This window comes from Novacetimonas sp. GS1, assembly GCF_036686925.1.
GTDB classification, from domain to species: Bacteria; Pseudomonadota; Alphaproteobacteria; order Acetobacterales; family Acetobacteraceae; genus Novacetimonas; species Novacetimonas hansenii.
This window is the reverse complement of the sequence record NZ_VSZP01000001.1, coordinates 1,678,365-1,696,402: the sequence shown is the minus strand read 5'-3', so window position 1 is coordinate 1,696,402 and position 18,038 is coordinate 1,678,365. Positions and strand designations below refer to the sequence as shown.

The following is an 18,038-nucleotide window of genomic DNA, read 5'->3' as shown; positions in this document are numbered from 1 at the left end:
TAACCTCTGTATTTATCCCTTTCCAGATCGGGATGAAAGTGACCTGACAGTCGGGCCGGGATGCGCCGGCAACGCGGCTTCTGGGCCAAAAGACACCAGACGCAGTCCATCCAGATCGACCGGGATACGACGGTTTTTCCCACAGGTGTCGAATTCGAACCCAGCATCATTGGGCGTGGCCCAAGCGATCACGGCATTTCCCGTATCTATATAGGCACATACCTGTCCCCATATCATTTCACGCACGCGTCGCCCGTAACTGCCGATATAGACACCTGCACGTACCTCCAGCAGCCATACAGCCAGACGCCCACGCAGACGTGGCGGGGCATTTTCAACCACGATGACCAGCATCACCCAGCCCTTTACGATCCATGAACGCAATTGGCATGGCTTCTTCCTGTGCTGAGGGAACCTCCATCCCGCCCGCAGCCAGCACATCCTCGATCATGGGAATCAGCCGCCCAAGGATCTTGGTCTTGCGGAACTGATCGCGGCACCGCTGCCTTACTGCCCCCACCGGGTCCACGATATCCTGACCATCCAGTGGCCGTTTCCGCTGCACCGCTGCCGCCACACGAAATGCCTCTGGCACCACAAGATCGAATTTCACGATATCCGCAATATCATAGACTAAAGCTCTGTGGTTTTCCCGTATGCAGAAAACCAATGGCAGGCGCATAGCCAGCCGCCAAAATGGCGGCCTCGGTAATGCCATACAGCGCCGCCGTCGCGGCAGACAGACAGCGATTGACCACATTGGCTGTTTCCCATTCATGCGGATTGTAACGGCGGCCATCCCATTGCGCCCCATGCGACTGCGCCAGCAGACGATAGGTTTCGCGCACGCGTGCCCCCTCGATACCACGCAACTGGTCTATGGAACGCCTTTCTGGTGCTTCTTCACCAAAACGCAGCGCGTACATTCTGCGCACGACCTTCAGGCGCGCGGTGTCGTCAAGCGCCAGACGCGCCTGAAACAGTAACCTGTCCGCACGCGCCCCTCCTGGTTGCCCGGACGCATACAGCCGGACGCCCGCCTCCCCCACCCATATCAGCAATGTGCCCGCCCTGGCCGCCAGCGCCGCCGCCGCGTGACTGACCCGCGTGCCAGGTTCCAGCATAAGGCAGGCTACACCGCCGATGGGAATGTGGGTACGCACCCCTCCTTTATCCACCAGCACGAACGCACCATCAATTACGTCAAGCTGCCCCATCGCCACAAACAGGATGGAGGCACGCTCCTTCAGCGCAATGGGCTGCGGGGGTGGCAGCCCCGGCATGGGTCGGGACATGGGTTCCCTTCCCTCAACGCGCGCGACGGATCAGCATAAGGCCGCACCCGAATGCCCGCGCCCGACCGTATCCACCAAGCAGGGCAGACATGAAAAGAGCGGGATCTGTAACCCGCAGTTCCCCCGTCATGTCCACCACGCCAAAAGTCGCCGCCCCGGTTTCGCGCACACGGGGAACACGCAACATGTCACAACTTTCGACATTCAGGGTATCAGCATCCGGACAGAACCCGGACCGTACGCCCTGCCGTGCCAGCCACGCGGCAATGACGGGGGGCACGACTTCATCACGTGCCTGCGCACGTTGGCCCGGCGGAATCCTGTGCAGTGCATCCATCACGATATCATGCCGCTGACTGCGTGCGCGGCCCGGCACCTTGCGGTCAACTGTGGCATTGGCGCGCAAAAGGAATCGCAGATGATCCCCCTCCTTCAGCACGGGTGCGAACGTACGGCTTTCGATATCGAACAACCCGTGTGTATCCACCGGTTCACGTGCCGACAGAACCATGAAATGCGCAGGTTCCGTCTGACGCCACAAAAAATCCCGCCTGCGGTCCGGGGTATCGCCAAACAGGGTCCATAACAGGTGATGCGCGGCCCCGTGCTGGCGGCCTTCCCCCTGCGGCACCAAAAGCGCGGCGATGGCCTGCACGGCGGCATCACGCCGCAATGCCACGCGCGACAGGAACCCCGAATTCATGTCCGTGCTCCTTTCGTGCCACACAGGATCGCTTCTTCCCGCAGCGCAAATTGCCACGCTGTACGTGAAAGGGGCTGATCGCGTCGTATTTCGCGACGGATCACATCATGCCCAGCCCCCTGCTGTGCGACATCCGCTGCATCAAGCACCACAAGTGTATCCATCCCACCTCCACGCCCTGCAAACTGGTCACGCAGATGCCCATAACGCATCGTAATCCGGCTTTCCGGTCCATCTGCGTGCCTGGCAAGAAGGACGGAAACCACATTTTCACCGTCCACCAGTTGTGGGGCCAATGGCAGGCCGGGCGGACAGGATTTACGCCCCAAAGAGGGTGTGAAGACAGGTTCACACATCGCGTGGCACAGATCCTCCAGCGTCCAGCGCGGCGTTTCATCACGTGCCCAGATCGCCCCCAGATGCCAGCTTCCCATCCGGTAATCCCGACGGGACAGGATCGTCGCCAGTTCACCAGCCCCGGCCAGTTCTTGCGCACGGGTCGCGGGATGCCAGTTCCGGCGCGATGGCGCGGTCTGGGCGGTATGATAATCCGTCAGCAGCCGACCGGGCGCATGGCACAGAACCGCCAGTCCATATCCCATGCCAAGAGCCTCCTGCGCGTTCCTATCATCGCGCGTGATGCCAAGGCAGGCCCCCATCAACCCCAGGATGGCAGAGCGCGCGGGACGATCCCCGCCGTCCCGCCTTTCCCCCACCGCAAGCGTGCCGAATGAGGCCATTGGCCCCACCATGGCAAATGTCAGAAATTGCCCCATACCCGTCAGGTCCGGCAGAATGCAACGATATCAGCCAGCGTGGCGCTGCCGGCATCCCCAAGCGCAAGTTCGCATGTTTCATCCACGCCCGCGCCATAAACCCGCGCCAATTCAGAACGAAACGCCTTCAGCGCCGCGATGGAACCGCCCATCAGGTCATGCCCCCCAACGGGCCGGGCGAATGCACCCGCCAGCGTACGGGGCTGTGCATTGCCTTTTTCCACCAGCACGTAGCCCGCCCGCGCAAGGGCTGCGAAACTGTTCTGCTTGCCAGACGGGGAGACCGTCATCGCTGCCTCCACCAAGGCGCCGAGCGCGGCTTGCGCGACACCGGTGTCACAGTCATCACCAAGGTTTTTCCCAAGCAGGTCACGATTTACGCACAGATAGAGATAGAAAACCCCTGAACCGAACCCGGCCTCCCCCAGGAAGCCCGCGCCGGCATCGTCGTCATCCCCCTTCAGGTCGTCAATCGCGGTATAGTAATCATCCTCTACCGTCACACGATGCGTCGTGATGGCATGCGCCACCTGCACCGCCGCTTCGCGGTTAAAAGACGGGGCGCCGGCCAGCATGCGGCCAAACAGAGCAATATCCGCCGTTGAGTCCGCACGATGCAGCAAGATGTCCTGCTCTTTCCGAAGGTCCACCTTTTCCCCCGCGGCCATGCGGTCCGCCACCGACAGCGCCATTTCACGTTCGGACGGGGAAATGAATACAAGCTGCTCGGTACGGGTGGGATGTGCGTCCTTGTCCCCCTTCACCTTGCCATAAACGCCGGCAATTTCCCGCGCGATCGCAACGGCTTTTTTCTCGTCCACTTCTTGCGCACGCAGATGCGCAAGGACTTCTTCCCCCAGACGTTGCGTCCGCTGTCCCATGTGTCCCGTCAGGGCGGAAGAAAAAATATCGGATGTCCGCCACGCGCGCTTGAGCGCCTGCGAGGAAATCCGCAACCGCGTCACCCCACCGACCGTTGCGGTCTTGGGGTTGCCGGTATCGTCACGATTGACGTTGGAAGGGGGATAAAAAGTCAGGAGGTGAATCTGAAGGAAACGGCTCATTTCTAATATCCTTATTTAAAATCAAGAATTGTTCTACTTGTCCTGATCCACGGATCCGGCGTTCCAGTAATGATAGACCCAGTCACGCCGGACCCGATCGCCCACACTGTCATCATACGCGCCCTCTCGTGGCCACATCATGAGGGCTTCGGCCAGATCGGCCACATTCACCCCTCCGCCCGCCAGCGCCACAAGTCGCCGGAATGCACGCAGGCATTCGTCAAAGGTTGCGGCATCCATCAACCGCCGGAAGCGCAGGGGCTTACACAATGCCGTTGCATCATCCTTCAGATCCGCGGGACCGACCTGGCGCGCCACCCGTATTCCGGGCTGATCCGCACGTACATGCGCACATACCGCAGCGACAAGGGCAAGACGCGCAAGTTCGGTGTCACCACGCGCACCGCACCTGTGCACCAGCTTCTGGACCTGTGGTTCAAACAGGGCATCAACCACGCTGCCGCAGCGCCGCAGTGCCGCAAGTGCCGCGCGATCCCCCGCCTGTTTTTTTACAGGATCGGGTTGGAGGTCATGCCACCATCCCATGATTGATCGCACGGTTGCCTTATCATCACTCCGCATCAGGAGGCTGCTCCCGTTATTTTTTGTTTCTTTTTTAATGGCAAAGGAATATCCAAAATTTCCATGATTTTTGCCCCTTCCTTTCCCATACCCGATACCGCGGCGCCAAGCCGCCTGCGCGCCAGTGCGGAACGTCGTGCCTCCGTCTCGGCCGTATCCGGTTCCAACGTAACGGTGGCGTCAAATTCCTTCATGGCTGCCTGCCCAAGCGTCCGCAGCCATGACTTTTTCAGGGCCAGGTCCGCATCATCCCCTGTACTGGTCCCGGCCCCGTGCAATACGGCAAAAAAGCTTCCTTCCGTATCCATCCAGAACCGTTCCTGCACATTGGAAATACCCGTTGCATCGACGGATACTTTTTCCTTGCCAAACAGGGCGTCACGCACACAGCTACGCAGGATATCCGCCACCTGCTTTGCCGCCGTAACACATTGACGCGCCAGTTCGTCCAGCACCTCCTGCCGATCCGCATCAGACGTACCGGGAAGCGGCATTTCACTTTCCACGAAACTGCGCGCCTTCATGTTATCCATGTCGAAACCGGCTGTCAGAAGACGGGGATTTTCCGAAAGACCAGCATCACGCCCACGTTCGTTACGCCATGCGACCACACAGCTTGCGGGCAGGCGGTTGGCATCCGCGCTTTCCACGACTACACCAGCCCAATGCCGATACCCGATCCCCCCGGGTTGTGGATGCACGGCAAGCCAGTCCGTGCCCTCTTTTTGTCGATAGCGCGGCGTCAGGGGATGCACGGTGCCCCCCGCACCATATGGCATCCCGATCCAGCCCGCATATTTCGGCCCATAAGGCCTCTGCCGCCATCCCGTCACCACAACAGCATCTGGAGATCCCGTAAGATCACAGATACCATCAGCAATATTTTCAAAATCAAGCCGGATGCGCCGGGGCATTCCCCACCAGCATTGCAACAGGGATGCATTTACATCCGCACACACATCCCTTCCCCCCTTACCCGCGATCGTGGGGGCCATCCATGGGAATGTTGTTCCCATGGCCTCCTCCTTCACGGGGGCGCCATACGGCACATTCGCCCAGATCACGTTCCACAGGCTCCCCCCTTCGATCGGCAACACCAAGGTTGTAAGTGGCCCACCCCCACGCAGGCCAGTCAGGTTGCCGGCCCCACCACTTGGCGCCCATGATTGCAAAGTGAACAAAGCCATGGCCGCCGCCGGGCGGCCAAGCCTCCCGACCTGTCCCCGATGCACGAAAAGATCCGCATTGCGCTTTATGGTGCTTTCACCGGGCGCATCAATCAGCAGACGTTCTACAGGTTCCGACCCGCTGCTGAGGTCTTCATGATCCTGCAAAAATCGTGGCCCGGGCCCATCAAGCCAGAACGCATCGGCGATGCGCGCAAAGGCATCGTCCAGCGTCGCGACAGAAGGCGCCCTGCGCCATACCCCAAGCCATGAGCGCCGATCAGTCGGGGGACAGGCGGTTGCCACAAGCCCGATCAGGAATTCATAAGCAGCAACACGCAAATCCGCCCGTGGCCATGCGAATTCGACAACCGGATCGTCCGCCACCCCGTCCACGATCTGTGCCGGACGAATGACATCACATGCACCAGACCTGCGACGTACAGGCAACCAGGGATCTGAAATAAGGTTGAGCGCACGATCTTCCATCATCAAATGGATGTTCCTTTAAAATACCCTGATTCCTGGCATTTGACCGCGATCCAGAAACAAGGACTTTGCCAAACATGCGTATGCAGAGCGTATGATTTACGGACAATAAGTACCAAACGTTACAATTCTGCATTGATTGCCATGCCGCCCCCATGGATCACTGGGATGACTTTTTCTGCTTAGCCTGACTTTTTTCACCAGTCAAAATAATTTAACCTAACGGTTCAAGACTTATTGATATACACAAACTGAAACAGATACAGGAAATCCCTGCTAACGCAGGGAACCACCTGACCTTACGGTGCAAGACGGTTCATCCCGTTAAGAAACAGGAAGCATCTGTAAACCATACTGTTGATCGTATCGGATCACAATCTCTTTCCCTTTTTCGTCATATCCCCGCCCTTCCATACCGTCTTCACCTTCATCAAGCAGAAGCAGGAGAAACTGCGTCTCGTCCTCACGCTCCCAACGTGACCAGGCGGCACGCGCGGTCATCACGGCCCCTGCCCACACCGCCGGAACCGCACATGCGGCAAGGGAATGCCGCGCCACCGATATCTCAGACAATGCCCATGCCCTCCGCAGCACTTCGGGCGGAGCAAGACTGCTGTCTTTCAATACGGCCCAAGGCAACACCTGCCCATCGCGTATGACGGCCAGGCGCACAGTGACATAAGGACGTTCCTCCAAACGTGTGGGAGTACTGACATCGCGTTCCCACAAGGCGCCATCGGGTGCATATCCCGTCGCATAATTCAGGACGTTACGACTTGCCGCCCCACGGGCTGCCCAGCCCTTCCCCCGCGCTTCGTCACTGGCGGCCATCAGTCCGGGCGGCACCATGCGATCGTCCCCGGCCTCTTCAATTAATGCACGGATATTATCGGGAGTACATATCCTTCCGACACGTTGCAGCACCCTTGCAGTACGCCACAGCAATGCCGGATCACGATACACTGCCGCCGTGCCAGGCAGAAGGCGGGCAAGCCATTGCGGGTCCGGGTCATCAACTGGTTCTGGTGACAGGACCCATACTTCCTCACGATCCACCGGGCGCCCATGCCGTTCATGACGACGCAGACGCCCAGCCCGCTGGATAATCAAATCCATCGGCGCAAGATCCGTAAACAGGACATCGAAATCAAGGTCCAGGGACTGTTCGATCACCTGGCTTGCAACCAGTACCCCTGCACGCACGGTGTCGTCACCGTCCCGGCCAAAACGCGCCAGAACATCACGTTCTATTGCCAGCCGATCCACCATGGCGAAACGCGCATGAAATACCGTTACCGCCGTACCTTCCTGTGCCATCAACTTTGCAGTGGCGATGACATCATCCACTGTATTGCGCACCCACGCGACTGCCGCGCCCTGTCGTGCGGCATTGGACGCCGCGACCATGACTGCCTGCCCATCCGCCAGGCACCGGACAGCAATATCACGCCGCAAGCCAGGGCGCGGCGCACACGGCAGTTCCTCTACCCCTGCGCGCGCCACAAGGGTCACAAGCGGATAGGCAGTGCTGGACAGCGCCTCCCCCCCTTCGTGGTGCAAGCCCTCCCTGAACGCCATAGTAAGTTTGTGGCGCACTGATTGGGTCAACGTAGCGGACAGGAGGATGGCAGACCCGCCCATCGCAGCATGAAAACGCAGCAGAGCCGCCATCTCTTCGTGCATGTAGGGATCATAGGCATGACATTCATCAACAAGCAGGATCTTCCCCGCAAGCCCGGCCTGCCTGATGGTGGCAAAGCGAACCGGGAGGACCGCCATGAATGCCTGGTCAATCGTACCCACCCCCACCTGCGCAAGCAAGGCACGCCGCGCCTCACTCCCCAACCATGCGCTACAACAGATCTCTGCCGCATCTGTGCGTTCTGCCTGCACGGACATACCGTCCACATGATCGTCAGGCGCCACAACGGAAACAAACCGTTCATCCAGCCGCGCACGTCCATGAGCTAGCGCAAGAGAAGGATGCGACGAAGGCTGAAACAAGCCACGATATGCCGAGGCAAGCCGGTCGAACATGGCATTCGCAGTCGCCATGGTGGGCAGGGCGACAAACAGCCCATTGGCATGCCCCGACGCCATCAGCCGATGTGCCGCCACCATCGCCGCCTCGGTTTTGCCCGCACCCGTCATGTCCTCAATCACGACCAGCGTTGGCCCTTCCGGTATGTCGATGCCTTCCATCAATGCCTGAACGGGGGATGGTATGCTGATACGCGGAAACAGACGTCCAATGCCCCGGAAGGGCGCAACATCGACTGGCCCAAGACCAGCACGTGCGATTGCCGTGCGCGCATGAGGCAGGGCATGGTTCCAGAAATATCCTGCGGCATCCTGCACCGCATCGGGCGCAACATAGGGAAACCATTCCCGCCGCGACCCGATCCAGTCCGCAGTGACCGTCAACCCGGCAAGCCGCCATTCCAGACGCAGCAGATCCTGTGGCGACAGACAAGGGATCGGCGGGGGACGAAAAATATCAAACAAAAGAGCGCAGAACTGTCGCGCATAAACCCCACAGACCGCTTTTTGCAGGCCACGCGCCCTATTCCCCGTCACGGCGACCGGTTGACCATGATGCCCTGCGATGGCACGCCATATCTGGCGTTTATCGACAGGCGACCAGTCAAAACCATTATCATCCACACCAAAGAGCGGCGCCAGCACATCTTCGCAGACATAATCAAGAAGCAGCAGACCATCGACATCATGGCGCGAGAGCGTTACCGCATCAGCATACGGGCCGAGTGCCTGGTGCGGCCAACACGCCGGCACCTTTGCCTGAAACGCAGGCATTATTTTACCAATATCATGTAACGCCACCAGTAAACCAAGCTGCCGACGATCCAGCCCCGTATGCACGTTCCCCGGCAAGAGAACAGCTACGGCGGCGACATCCAGCATGTGGGCGACAAGCGGATGATAATCAGGCTCTCCCGGCTTTTTTCCATCGCCTGATTGAGCCTTACCCAAAAAAAACTTCAGCATATCGTCGCCTGCATCCAGCATGACACCGCCTTTTTATGCACTCGACAGGTTTTGCAAAAAAACCATACCCAACATACTTGGATTTGTAAGTTTAGAAAAAAGCAGAACAGCCTTTCAACCAACGCATCAAATATCTATTTACAATATCATCTGCCGACATCCCCGCGTGTGCGGGGAACACGTGTGCATGTGTGTGCGCACATGTAATGTATGTGGTTCATCCCCGCGTGTGCGGGGAACACGCGCTGTTCGCCGGTTTTGATCCGGCTGATGGCGGTTCATCCCCGCGTGTGCGGGGAACACTTCTGCACCTCGGCAATCTTGTCGCCAAGCTCCGGTTCATCCCCGCGTGTGCGGGGAACACTCTTCCTGGAACCCATTGATTTTAAATATTTATTTTATTGTCAAAATTCCACCGTGTGAAACACCCTAAATTATTAGCTTTTTTTCTTCCTCTGCGAAAGCTACAAGGCCGCGGTTCAAACGGTCATATTCTGAGAAAACAAGCGGTCATTGATGATGCTGCCTCAAAGCCATTGAATGATAGTCTGCACACTCCATAAAAACATGCCGAGTCAAGCGTGACCCAACAACAGAATCCTATATATAAATATTAAAAGTGAAATAATGCATATTAATACAATATAAATATAGTAATTTTTTTAAAAAAATTAATAAATTTCATGCCAAACAATAAAATATCATTTATTTCACCATGTTATATATTGAAATTATTTATATTTTATTTGATTGGGAGAAGTGAACAGAACAGACGCTTTTGTGGACGAGACATGTGCGATCTGGAAACCTCTGATTGGGGGAGTTCGCCCAAGGGGCAAAACGCAACCCTATGATCTGCAGCATACGATAGCAGCGATTTTCTGGCGCCATGAGCATGGCGCGAAATGGCGGAGCATCACCGCTGAACTGGGTCCGGGGTGGCGGGCGGCCCAGCTTTTCATCCGCTGGGCGAAACTCGGCGTATGGGAACGCCTGCTCGAACGGGTTAAGGAACAACACGGAGCGGTGCTCGGAATGACTTTTCTGGGTGGCTCGAACATCGGGGCTTACCACCAAGCGGCGGAAGCCCGAAAAAGGGGGCTCTTTCGAAGAGCGAGACCATTATGAAGCAATGGGCCGTTCCGGCGATGGCTATGGCACAAAAGCCTGCGTGATCGCGGACGGGCATGGAAAAGGCTTGGTTTTGCGTTGCCCCGGGACAGGCTCATGAACTGTCTCTGGCACCAGCCATGCTCGACAGCGTTCCCGCTATTCCCCTGTGGACGTCGCGAACAAGAACTACGCGTCGAACGTCTTTCGTGAACGGATATGGGACATGGGAGCCCAGCCGGCCATTCCCGCGAAACGACACGATGGGTCGGTCGCCTGCCCCACATAAAAAACTTAAGGCCGCATACTTAGTAAATATGCGGCCTTAAACACAAAAATAAAAACAGATTTATAATATAAATAATTTATTCAATGGAAATAATTTCCCCTCATTCCCACTCGATCGTGCCGGGCGGCTTGGAGGTGATGTCGTATGTCACCCGGTTGATGCCACGGATTTCGTTGACGATGCGACCTGCAACACGATTGAGGAAGCCCATGTCGAACGGGTAAACATCGGCCGTCATGCCATCCGTGCTGGTGACGGCGCGCAGCGCGCAGGCGTAATCATATGTGCGTCCATCGCCCATGACGCCCACCGTCCGCACCGGCAGCAGCACGGCAAAGGCCTGCCAGATGGCATCATACAGCCCTGCCGCACGGATTTCCTCCAAGAAGACCGTATCGACACGACGCAGCAGCGCGAGCTTTTCGCGCGTGATCGCACCGGGGATACGGATCGCCAGTCCCGGTCCGGGAAACGGGTGACGTCCGACGATCGCCTCGGGGATGTCAAGTTCCCGGCCAAGGGCACGGACCTCGTCCTTGAACAGTTCACGAAGCGGTTCAACCAGCTTCATCTTCATCCGTTCGGGCAGGCCACCCACATTATGATGCGACTTGATGGTGACGGACGGGCCGCCGGTAAAGCTGACGCTTTCAATCACGTCGGGATACAACGTGCCCTGCGCCAGAAACTCCGCCCCACCAAGCTTGGCGGCTTCCTCCTCGAACACCTCGATGAACAGGCGGCCGATGGTCTTGCGCTTGATTTCAGGATCACTCACCCCTTCCAGCGCAGAAAGGAACAGGTCCGAGGCATCGCGATGGATCAGGTGGATGTTGAAGCGATCACGGAATGTCTTGATGACCTCATCCGCCTCACCCGCGCGCAGGATGCCCGGATCGACGAAGATGCATGTCAGCTGCTCCCCGATGGCCTGATGGATCAGCACTGCCGCGACCGAGGAATCCACACCACCGGACAGGCCGCAGATCACCCGCCCCTTGCCCACCTGTTCGCGGATACGCGCGATTTCCATGTCGCGGAACCCGGCCATGGTCCATGTGCCGCGACATCCCGCGACATCATGGGTGAAATTACGCAGCAACGCCGCACCATGCGGTGTATGGACCACCTCTGGATGGAACTGCACACCATACAGGCGCCGCCCCTCGTCCGCGATGATGGCATAGGGCGCGCCCTCGCTGATGGCGACGGCCTGAAAACCGGGCGGAAGCTTTGTGACACGGTCGCCATGGCTCATCCACACCTGTTCACGGCTGCCGCGTGCCCATGTGCCACGGAACAGGGCGCAGTCCTTGACGATCTCGATATGGGCGCGACCAAATTCGCGATGTTCGTGATGTTCGACCGCACCGCCAAGCTGCAGGCACATGGCCTGCTGACCGTAACAGATCCCCAGCACGGGAACATTCAGGGCAAAGACGACATCCGGGATCCGGGGGGCACCTTCGTCAAGCGTGCTTGCCGGGCTGCCTGACAGGATGATCCCACGGGGGGCAAAGGCGCGTATCTTCGCCTCGTCACTGGAAAAGGGCCAGATTTCGCAGTACACACCGCTTTCACGGACACGGCGCGCAATCAGCTGGGTCACCTGGCTGCCGAAATCAAGGATCAGGATCCGGTCTTCGTGCAGGGTCTCTTCCAGGGCCTCGCCTGCGCTGTCGATCTGGGATGCTTTCACACTCTCGCTCATTCTCACTCTTTCGGTCGCGGCATGACGCATGCAACGGGCACGGCCCCTGCCGGGCCTGATGTTGCAGATGTCGGATATGCGTTGCCACACGACGTAGCACAACATCATTGTGCATGTCGGCTGAATATATGGCGTGACGATTATATTGACCTGACTTCACACCTTGATTTTTTTTCGTACGGAATCACATGGCTACACCATGAAAACGTTGCATGCCGGTTTGTTTGTCCTGATGGCGGCCACGGGCGCCATGATATTTTCTCCTGCATCGGCCCATCCGGCGGATGCGGAACATGACCCGATCGGACTATGGACGGGCACACTCGTCACCGATCAGGGCACGTGCGAGGAAACACGCGCGCCCTCCACCTTTCAGGTGGATCAGACGCGCACGACCTTCACCCCCGCCGATGGGTCGATTACCCTGCATGGCAGGCCTGAACCCCTTCATCAGCATTATCACCTGCAGGAAGTCATCTCCCCCCCCGGTAGCAAGCCATTCCCGATGGTGTTCGAGGCCCATCCGCAGGGCAATACGATTGTCGGCACTTACGGCACGCCGCGCTGCCGGGCACATATCGTGCTGACCCGCCCCTGACGGAGGGCAGCAGGCACCATCACGCAATAGGCATCACCCATACCCCACCCGCGCATGGCCTTTTACCCCTGCCGGGCGCTATAATGCATGCATGTCTGGGATTTCGACAATTTCTGGCGCGGTCCTTGCGGTCGTGACACGTGGTGACCGCCTGCTGCTGGTGCAGCGCCGCAATCCCCCGGACCAGGGTTTGTGGGGGTTTCCCGGCGGACGCATCCATGCCGGGGAAAGCTTCATGGATGCCGCCGAACGCGAATTGCGTGAGGAAACCGGCGTCGTAACGCGGGCGGAAGGACCACTGACGGCATTTGACCTGATCGAACGCGATGCGACGGGCGCCTTGCGCTTCCACTACCTGATCGTGGCGGTGAAATGCACGGATCCCGGCACGCATACCCTCAAGGCAGGGGATGATGCCTGCGATGCAGGCTGGTTCGACATATCACATGTGCGTGATAATCCCCAACTCATGAGCAACGGCCTGCTGGAACTTGGGCAACTCGCGCTGTCACCACGCGGGGTCATCCCATGGCCCCATACGACACAGCACCGTGGATATCGTCAGGTTCCAGCGACGACCGAGGGTACAGACACATGACACAGCACACCCGCCGCGTCCTTGTCGTTGAAGATGAGGAAATGATCGCAAACCTGCTTCTGACTGTCATAGAGGCATCAGGCCCACAGGTATCCTCCTGCGCCAGCGTGGCCAGTGCGATGGACACGCTGGCACAGGGCACGTTCGACGCCGCCCTGGTGGACCTGACATTGCCGGATGGTACGCCCGATGGGGTTATTGCGGCCCTGCGGGCGAAAAACGTGCCCGTTATCGTCATCAGCGGTGATCCGGACCGCCTTGGCCGCCATCCCGACCTGCCGGGGCTGAGCAAGCCGTTCCGCATGAAAACACTTATGGCGCAGCTTGAAGCATGTCTTGCGGAAGGGATGCCTGCGGCCCCGTCATAGGCGCGCGCGACAGGATGGCGATACCCGGTGGCTGATCGGGCGGTACAGGATCGGCCATGCGCACGCGATACAGATCCAGCGTTTCCGCATCACGGATGCGCCCATGGCGACGCAGGCTGCCCACGGCCTCGACCGTTGCGAAATAGCGCCGGTCAAAAACACGCCGGGGATTGCATAGCATAAGCCCCTGCCCGCGCAGTTCGTGCGGCAGGTTGAACAGCGCCCATCGCGGCTCCATCCCCGCAACCGTGCGGTGCGGCAGATACAGCGCCAGTTCGGACGCGGTCCCATAATCGCAGGCCGTCACAAAGTCCCCCGGCATGGCACGGCCATCCACATCCGCCGCCAACGCGGGCCATCCCCCCACCTGCCGCAGCATCACGTCCGTATGCGCGGACAGGGGCAATGGTTCAAACGCCGCCTGGACAAAAACCAGGGCACACAGAACACCGCCCAGTGCCACGGCGGGCTTCCACCCGGCCCATGTCACCTGCGCCGCGGCAACCGCCAGCAACGGATACACGATCACAGGCCAGTTCGCCTGCACCCGGTCGCCAAGCGCATGCATGGTAAACACGACCATGGGAACCAGCATCATCCACAGCAGCACACCCTGTGCGGGTACGCGCCGCGCGTTGCGCACCACCAGCATCATCCCCACGATGAACATGACAAAGATGCCCGGTGTCGCCAGCCCGACCTGCCCCCCCACCAGTTCCCCCAGGAAGCCGAGCGCCCGCCCCGCGTGCCAGTCCCCCACGCGCCCCCCCTGCCGCAGCAGGCTGGCCCAATGGTGGGTGGCGTTCCACCAGATAACGGGGGAAACAGCGGCCAGAGCCACAATTCCACCCAGCCATGGCGCGGGACGGCGCAGCCACGCGCGCCCTGCGCCATGCAGCAGCAACCATGCAACGATCCCCGCCCCCGGCAACACGGCCGTATATTTGCTGTCGAACGCCAGCCCTAGCGCCGCGCCACATACCAGCCACCAGCGCGCATGGCCCGTCGCCATCAACCGTCCGACCGCCCACAACATGACTGTAATGAAAAACAGCAACGGGGTATCAGGCGTCATGACCACGGCATTGACCCCCATCGCCAACGTCGCCTGCAACAGGGCAACACCACGGATCACGCCACCATCATCGCCCCTAGCTGACGGTTCGGGGAATGGCGCATGGAAATCGCGGATTGCCTGCGCCAGAAAGGGAATCGCAAACATGGACGCCATCGTCCCGATCCAGCGGATCCCCGCCCCACCATCACCAAACAGGGCACAGCCCGCGCGTATCCACAGGGCAACCATGGGTGGATGATCCAGATATCCCGCCGCCGGGGCATGCGCCCATACCCAGTAATAGGCCTCATCCGGGGAAACGGGCAGGTACCAGCCAAGGACAAGGCGCAGGCAGAGCGTCCCCGCCAGAAGCCCGCACCACATCCGCAGCGACATCACCGGATTTTCCATATAAGGGTGGAAGACACGGCATAATTCCAGACTGCGGCGATGGCGGCCCCCGCCATGCTTGCGCTGCCCCAATGGCGTGGCCCGCTGCTGAGGAGCATCTGCGCCACGCCGACATTCGCCACCGCCCCGACTGAACAGATCAGCACGAACAGGCACAGCCCAGCCACCAGCGCCACCCCATGCAGACGACAGTCCCGATAGGTCAGCCGGTTGTTCAGCCCGAAATTGACGATCATGGAAACATAGGTCCCGACCACCTGCCCCACCGGAAATGTCACCCCACACTGTAACAGAACCGACAGCACCCCAAGGTTCACACCGATACCCAGCAAACCGACAAGGCAGAAGCTGATGAACCGGACCGGAAGATACCCCCGGCACAGCCGGTCCAGCATCATGGCCGCGAACTGCAGCAGGACAACAGAATCCAGCTTGCTTTCACCCGCCGCGCGACTGCGGAAGACAAACGGGATTTCCGCCACCCGCAGGTCCATGGGGGCCGACATGATGATATCGAGCAGGATCTTGAACCCCGTGCCGGACAGGTGTGGCGCGGTCGCGATGAACACGCTGCGGCGGATCGCGAAAAAACCGCTCATCGGATCGCGGACATCGACGGGCATGAGACGTCGTGCCACCCGGATTCCGACATCCGACAGCATCTGCCGCCAGCGATTGGCAAGGCCACCGGCATCCCCCCCTGCGACATGACGGCTGCCGATGGCGATATCGTTCCCACCCGATGCAATCGCATCAAGCAGTTGGCCAAGGCAGCGTTCATCATGCTGCATGTCGCCATCCATAACCGCGACAATCATGGCAGAGGATGACAGCACCCCCTCGATCACGGCAGAGGACAGGCCACGCCGCCCCAGCCGCGATATCCCGCGCACACGCGCGTCGTGCGCGGCAAGGGCACGCACGACATCCATAGTCCCGTCAGGGGAGCTGTCATCAACAAAAATGACCTCCCATGACCGTCCCGCCAGCGCATCGGCCAGCGCATCGACCATGGGACGCACATTGTCGCGTTCATTGTAACAGGGCACCACGATACTGACCTGCGGCGGCGGGCAGGGTTCCCGCCCCGGCAGGCCATGATCGTCAGCCATCAACACCAATGCCGCGTCCTTCCGGCAAAACATGGCGCATACATGCCCGCGCCCAAATGTATCAGACCGGAACGCCCGGCCGTTCAAGGCTGCTGCGGATGGTCTGCAGCGTCTGGACCCGGACCACATGGGCGGCTTCGGTCAGGCGACGCGTCAGCATGTTTTCATGCGTCGCATCACGGGCAACCAGACGGACGAGGAAGTCCCCACCACCACGGATCATGTGGCATTCGCGCACCTCGGGCCATGCCGAAATCTCGGCCTCGAACGCGGACAGGACCGCCTCCTTCTGACTGTCGAGGCCGATCAGGGCGAACAGCGTGATCGACCAGCCAAGGCTCGCCGCGTCGGTCTGCGCGTGATAGCCAAGGATGACCTTCTCTTCCTCCAGACGCCTGACGCGGCGCAGGCATGGCGGGGCGGAAATACCCACCCGGCGTGCCAGTTCCACATTCGTCATGCGTCCATCGGCCTGAAGTTCGGCAACAATCCGCCGGTCAATCGCGTCGAGTTCCGTCATCCGTTCAGCCATGTCCGTTTCAATCTCAATCCCCCGGGATCGTTATCCTGTCCCGATATGCGGTAATGATGCCTCTCCTAGCCTAACCCTTGCCTTCACGCCAGTGGACGATCATACCATTCCCACCATCAATCATTTCTCCACCGTTCACCACTAAGCAAACCGGTTCTGATCCCATGCCCAACACATACACTACCGACCTGCTTGTCATCGGCGCAGGCCCCGCCGGATATACGGCCGCCATCTATGCCGCGCGCGCCAGCCTCTCCCCCATCCTTGTCGCGGGACTACAGCCGGGGGGGCAACTGATGATCACCACGGATGTCGAGAATTATCCCGGCTTCGCCAAGGGCGTGCAGGGCCCCGAACTGATGATGCAGATGGCGGCACAGGCCGAACATGTCGGCACGAAACTGGTGGATGACATCATCGTTTCATGCAGTCTGACACGCGACCCGCAGACGGGGATGTTCCGGGCGGTGGGGGATTCGGGCGATACCTACCTCGCACGCAGCGTCGTCATCGCCACCGGCGCACAGGCGCGCTGGCTGGGCATTCCCGGTGAAAAGGAATATCAGGGCGGCGGTGTCTCGGCCTGCGCCACGTGCGACGGCTTCTTTTATCGCGGCAGGCGGGTGGTCGTCATTGGCGGCGGCAATACAGCAGTGGAAGAGGCGCTGTACCTGACCCACCATGCCACCCATGTGACGCTGATCCACCGTCGCGACACATTGCGCGCGGAAAAAATCCTGCAGGACCGCCTGTTTGCCAACCCACGGATTTCGGTCATGTGGAACACTGCGGTTGACCGCATTATCGGGTCCGGCACCCCGCCCGTCGTCACCAGCATCGACGTTCACGATACCGTGACGAATGCACCCGCCACGGTGGAGACAGATGGCGTGTTCGTCGCCATCGGCCACAGCCCGAACACCGAACTGTTCCATGGGCAGGTCGAAATCGATGCCGATGGCTATATCACGACCACACCGGGCAGCACCCGCACATCGGTCGCAGGCGTGTTCGCCGCAGGCGATGTACAGGACAAGGTCTTCCGCCAGGCCATCACCGCTGCAGGTACCGGATGCATGGCGGCACTGGAAGCTGAACGCTTTTTGGCAGAAAATCCGTCATAAACTCGCCATAGTTCTTGACCTGCTCTGGTATTTCCTTCACCACAGCC

General features: G+C 59.5%; 15 protein-coding genes and 2 pseudogenes. 5 read left to right on the top strand and 12 right to left on the bottom strand.

Features of this window, described 5'->3' with window-relative positions; all coding sequences use genetic code 11:
- Window positions 1-12 precede the first annotated feature (12 nt).
- The 8 genes and pseudogenes from cas2e to cas3 all read right to left on the bottom strand — a co-directional run bounded on the left by cas2e (window position 13) and on the right by cas3 (window position 9,081).
- A complete protein-coding gene (cas2e, locus tag FYB92_RS07795) occupies window positions 13-354 on the bottom strand; it encodes a type I-E CRISPR-associated endoribonuclease Cas2e (RefSeq protein WP_003620490.1) in 342 nt (113 codons plus the stop codon).
- Window positions 335-1,295 (bottom strand): annotated as a pseudogene (gene cas1e, locus FYB92_RS07790) (type I-E CRISPR-associated endonuclease Cas1e). Before cas1e ends, cas2e begins: the two are co-directional and overlap by 20 nt.
- Before the next feature lie 13 nt (window positions 1,296-1,308).
- Complete coding sequence (cas6e, locus tag FYB92_RS07785) at window positions 1,309-1,998, bottom strand: type I-E CRISPR-associated protein Cas6/Cse3/CasE (RefSeq protein WP_075632187.1); 690 nt, start codon at window positions 1,996-1,998, stop codon at window positions 1,309-1,311.
- Window positions 1,995-2,774 (bottom strand): type I-E CRISPR-associated protein Cas5/CasD, encoded by a 780-nt coding sequence (gene cas5e / locus FYB92_RS07780; RefSeq protein ID WP_003620493.1) that lies wholly within the window; start codon window positions 2,772-2,774, stop codon window positions 1,995-1,997. The genes cas6e and cas5e overlap by 4 nt, the downstream gene beginning before the upstream one ends.
- 5 nt (window positions 2,775-2,779) lie before the next feature.
- Window positions 2,780-3,838 carry a type I-E CRISPR-associated protein Cas7/Cse4/CasC gene (gene cas7e, locus FYB92_RS07775; protein WP_062809028.1) on the bottom strand — a complete coding sequence of 353 codons (1,059 nt, stop codon included), beginning with the start codon at window positions 3,836-3,838 and terminating at the stop codon, window positions 2,780-2,782.
- Between the two features lie 33 nt (window positions 3,839-3,871).
- Window positions 3,872-4,420, bottom strand: a complete 549-nt coding sequence (gene casB / locus FYB92_RS07770; protein ID WP_332828427.1) for a type I-E CRISPR-associated protein Cse2/CasB — start codon at window positions 4,418-4,420, stop codon at window positions 3,872-3,874.
- On the bottom strand, window positions 4,420-6,075 hold the full coding sequence (casA, locus tag FYB92_RS07765) for a type I-E CRISPR-associated protein Cse1/CasA (RefSeq protein WP_408902394.1): 1,656 nt from the start codon (window positions 6,073-6,075) through the stop codon (window positions 4,420-4,422). Before casA ends, casB begins: the two co-directional genes overlap by 1 nt.
- A gap of 324 nt (window positions 6,076-6,399) precedes the next feature.
- Window positions 6,400-9,081: a CRISPR-associated helicase Cas3' gene (gene cas3 / locus FYB92_RS07760; RefSeq protein WP_332828425.1), complete on the bottom strand. Its 2,682-nt coding sequence runs from the start codon at window positions 9,079-9,081 to the stop codon at window positions 6,400-6,402.
- Window positions 9,082-9,861: 780 nt separating this feature from the next.
- On the opposite strand from cas3, the pseudogene FYB92_RS07755 reads away from it, so the two are divergent.
- A pseudogene (locus FYB92_RS07755) lies at window positions 9,862-10,477 on the top strand (IS5 family transposase); the annotation flags it as partial.
- Window positions 10,478-10,580: 103 nt separating this feature from the next.
- On the opposite strand, the gene guaA reads toward FYB92_RS07755, so the two are convergent.
- On the bottom strand, window positions 10,581-12,191 hold the full coding sequence (guaA, locus tag FYB92_RS07750) for a glutamine-hydrolyzing GMP synthase (RefSeq protein WP_040510884.1): 1,611 nt from the start codon (window positions 12,189-12,191) through the stop codon (window positions 10,581-10,583).
- A 199-nt stretch (window positions 12,192-12,390) separates the two neighbouring features.
- On the opposite strand from guaA, the gene FYB92_RS07745 reads away from it, so the two are divergent.
- The 3 genes from FYB92_RS07745 (at window position 12,391) to FYB92_RS07735 (ending at window position 13,755) form a co-directional block, all read left to right on the top strand.
- Entirely contained in the window at window positions 12,391-12,789 is a 399-nt protein-coding gene (locus FYB92_RS07745) for a hypothetical protein (RefSeq protein ID WP_048859278.1), read from the top strand.
- A 91-nt stretch (window positions 12,790-12,880) separates the two neighbouring features.
- Complete coding sequence (locus FYB92_RS07740) at window positions 12,881-13,387, top strand: NUDIX hydrolase (RefSeq protein ID WP_062809031.1); 507 nt, start codon at window positions 12,881-12,883, stop codon at window positions 13,385-13,387.
- Window positions 13,384-13,755, top strand: coding sequence for a response regulator (locus tag FYB92_RS07735; protein WP_040510886.1), 372 nt, complete (start codon window positions 13,384-13,386; stop codon window positions 13,753-13,755). The genes FYB92_RS07740 and FYB92_RS07735 overlap by 4 nt, the downstream gene beginning before the upstream one ends.
- Here the strand turns inward: FYB92_RS07735 and FYB92_RS07730 are convergent.
- The 3 genes from FYB92_RS07730 to FYB92_RS07720 form a co-directional block, all read right to left on the bottom strand.
- Window positions 13,700-15,208: a glycosyltransferase family 39 protein gene (locus FYB92_RS07730; protein ID WP_332828424.1), complete on the bottom strand. Its 1,509-nt coding sequence runs from the start codon at window positions 15,206-15,208 to the stop codon at window positions 13,700-13,702. The two genes, FYB92_RS07735 and FYB92_RS07730, sit on opposite strands and share 56 nt — an antisense overlap.
- Window positions 15,208-16,335: a glycosyltransferase family 2 protein gene (locus tag FYB92_RS07725; RefSeq protein ID WP_332828423.1), complete on the bottom strand. Its 1,128-nt coding sequence runs from the start codon at window positions 16,333-16,335 to the stop codon at window positions 15,208-15,210. Before FYB92_RS07725 ends, FYB92_RS07730 begins: the two co-directional genes overlap by 1 nt.
- Before the next feature lie 61 nt (window positions 16,336-16,396).
- Complete coding sequence (locus tag FYB92_RS07720; RefSeq protein WP_040510887.1) at window positions 16,397-16,867, bottom strand: Lrp/AsnC family transcriptional regulator; 471 nt, start codon at window positions 16,865-16,867, stop codon at window positions 16,397-16,399.
- 164 nt (window positions 16,868-17,031) lie between these two features.
- Between FYB92_RS07720 and trxB the strand changes: the two genes are divergently transcribed.
- Window positions 17,032-17,991 (top strand): thioredoxin-disulfide reductase, encoded by a 960-nt coding sequence (gene trxB, locus FYB92_RS07715; RefSeq protein WP_003620512.1) that lies wholly within the window; start codon window positions 17,032-17,034, stop codon window positions 17,989-17,991.
- Window positions 17,992-18,038: the final 47 nt, after the last annotated feature.

Coding starts and splice junctions, on each gene's coding strand:
- cas2e (WP_003620490.1), bottom strand. CDS start 354: ATGCTGGTCATCGTGGTTGAAAATGCCCCGCCACGTCTGCGTGGGCGT.
- cas6e (WP_075632187.1), bottom strand. CDS start 1,998: ATGAATTCGGGGTTCCTGTCGCGCGTGGCATTGCGGCGTGATGCCGCC.
- cas5e (WP_003620493.1), bottom strand. CDS start 2,774: ATGGGGCAATTTCTGACATTTGCCATGGTGGGGCCAATGGCCTCATTC.
- cas7e (WP_062809028.1), bottom strand. CDS start 3,838: ATGAGCCGTTTCCTTCAGATTCACCTCCTGACTTTTTATCCCCCTTCC.
- casB (WP_332828427.1), bottom strand. CDS start 4,420: ATGCGGAGTGATGATAAGGCAACCGTGCGATCAATCATGGGATGGTGG.
- casA (WP_408902394.1), bottom strand. CDS start 6,075: ATGGAAGATCGTGCGCTCAACCTTATTTCAGATCCCTGGTTGCCTGTA.
- cas3 (WP_332828425.1), bottom strand. CDS start 9,081: ATGCTGAAGTTTTTTTTGGGTAAGGCTCAATCAGGCGATGGAAAAAAG.
- guaA (WP_040510884.1), bottom strand. CDS start 12,191: ATGAGCGAGAGTGTGAAAGCATCCCAGATCGACAGCGCAGGCGAGGCC.
- FYB92_RS07745 (WP_048859278.1), top strand. CDS start 12,391: ATGAAAACGTTGCATGCCGGTTTGTTTGTCCTGATGGCGGCCACGGGC.
- FYB92_RS07740 (WP_062809031.1), top strand. CDS start 12,881: ATGTCTGGGATTTCGACAATTTCTGGCGCGGTCCTTGCGGTCGTGACA.
- FYB92_RS07735 (WP_040510886.1), top strand. CDS start 13,384: ATGACACAGCACACCCGCCGCGTCCTTGTCGTTGAAGATGAGGAAATG.
- FYB92_RS07730 (WP_332828424.1), bottom strand. CDS start 15,208: ATGTCGCTGCGGATGTGGTGCGGGCTTCTGGCGGGGACGCTCTGCCTG.
- FYB92_RS07725 (WP_332828423.1), bottom strand. CDS start 16,335: ATGGCTGACGATCATGGCCTGCCGGGGCGGGAACCCTGCCCGCCGCCG.
- FYB92_RS07720 (WP_040510887.1), bottom strand. CDS start 16,867: ATGGCTGAACGGATGACGGAACTCGACGCGATTGACCGGCGGATTGTT.
- trxB (WP_003620512.1), top strand. CDS start 17,032: ATGCCCAACACATACACTACCGACCTGCTTGTCATCGGCGCAGGCCCC.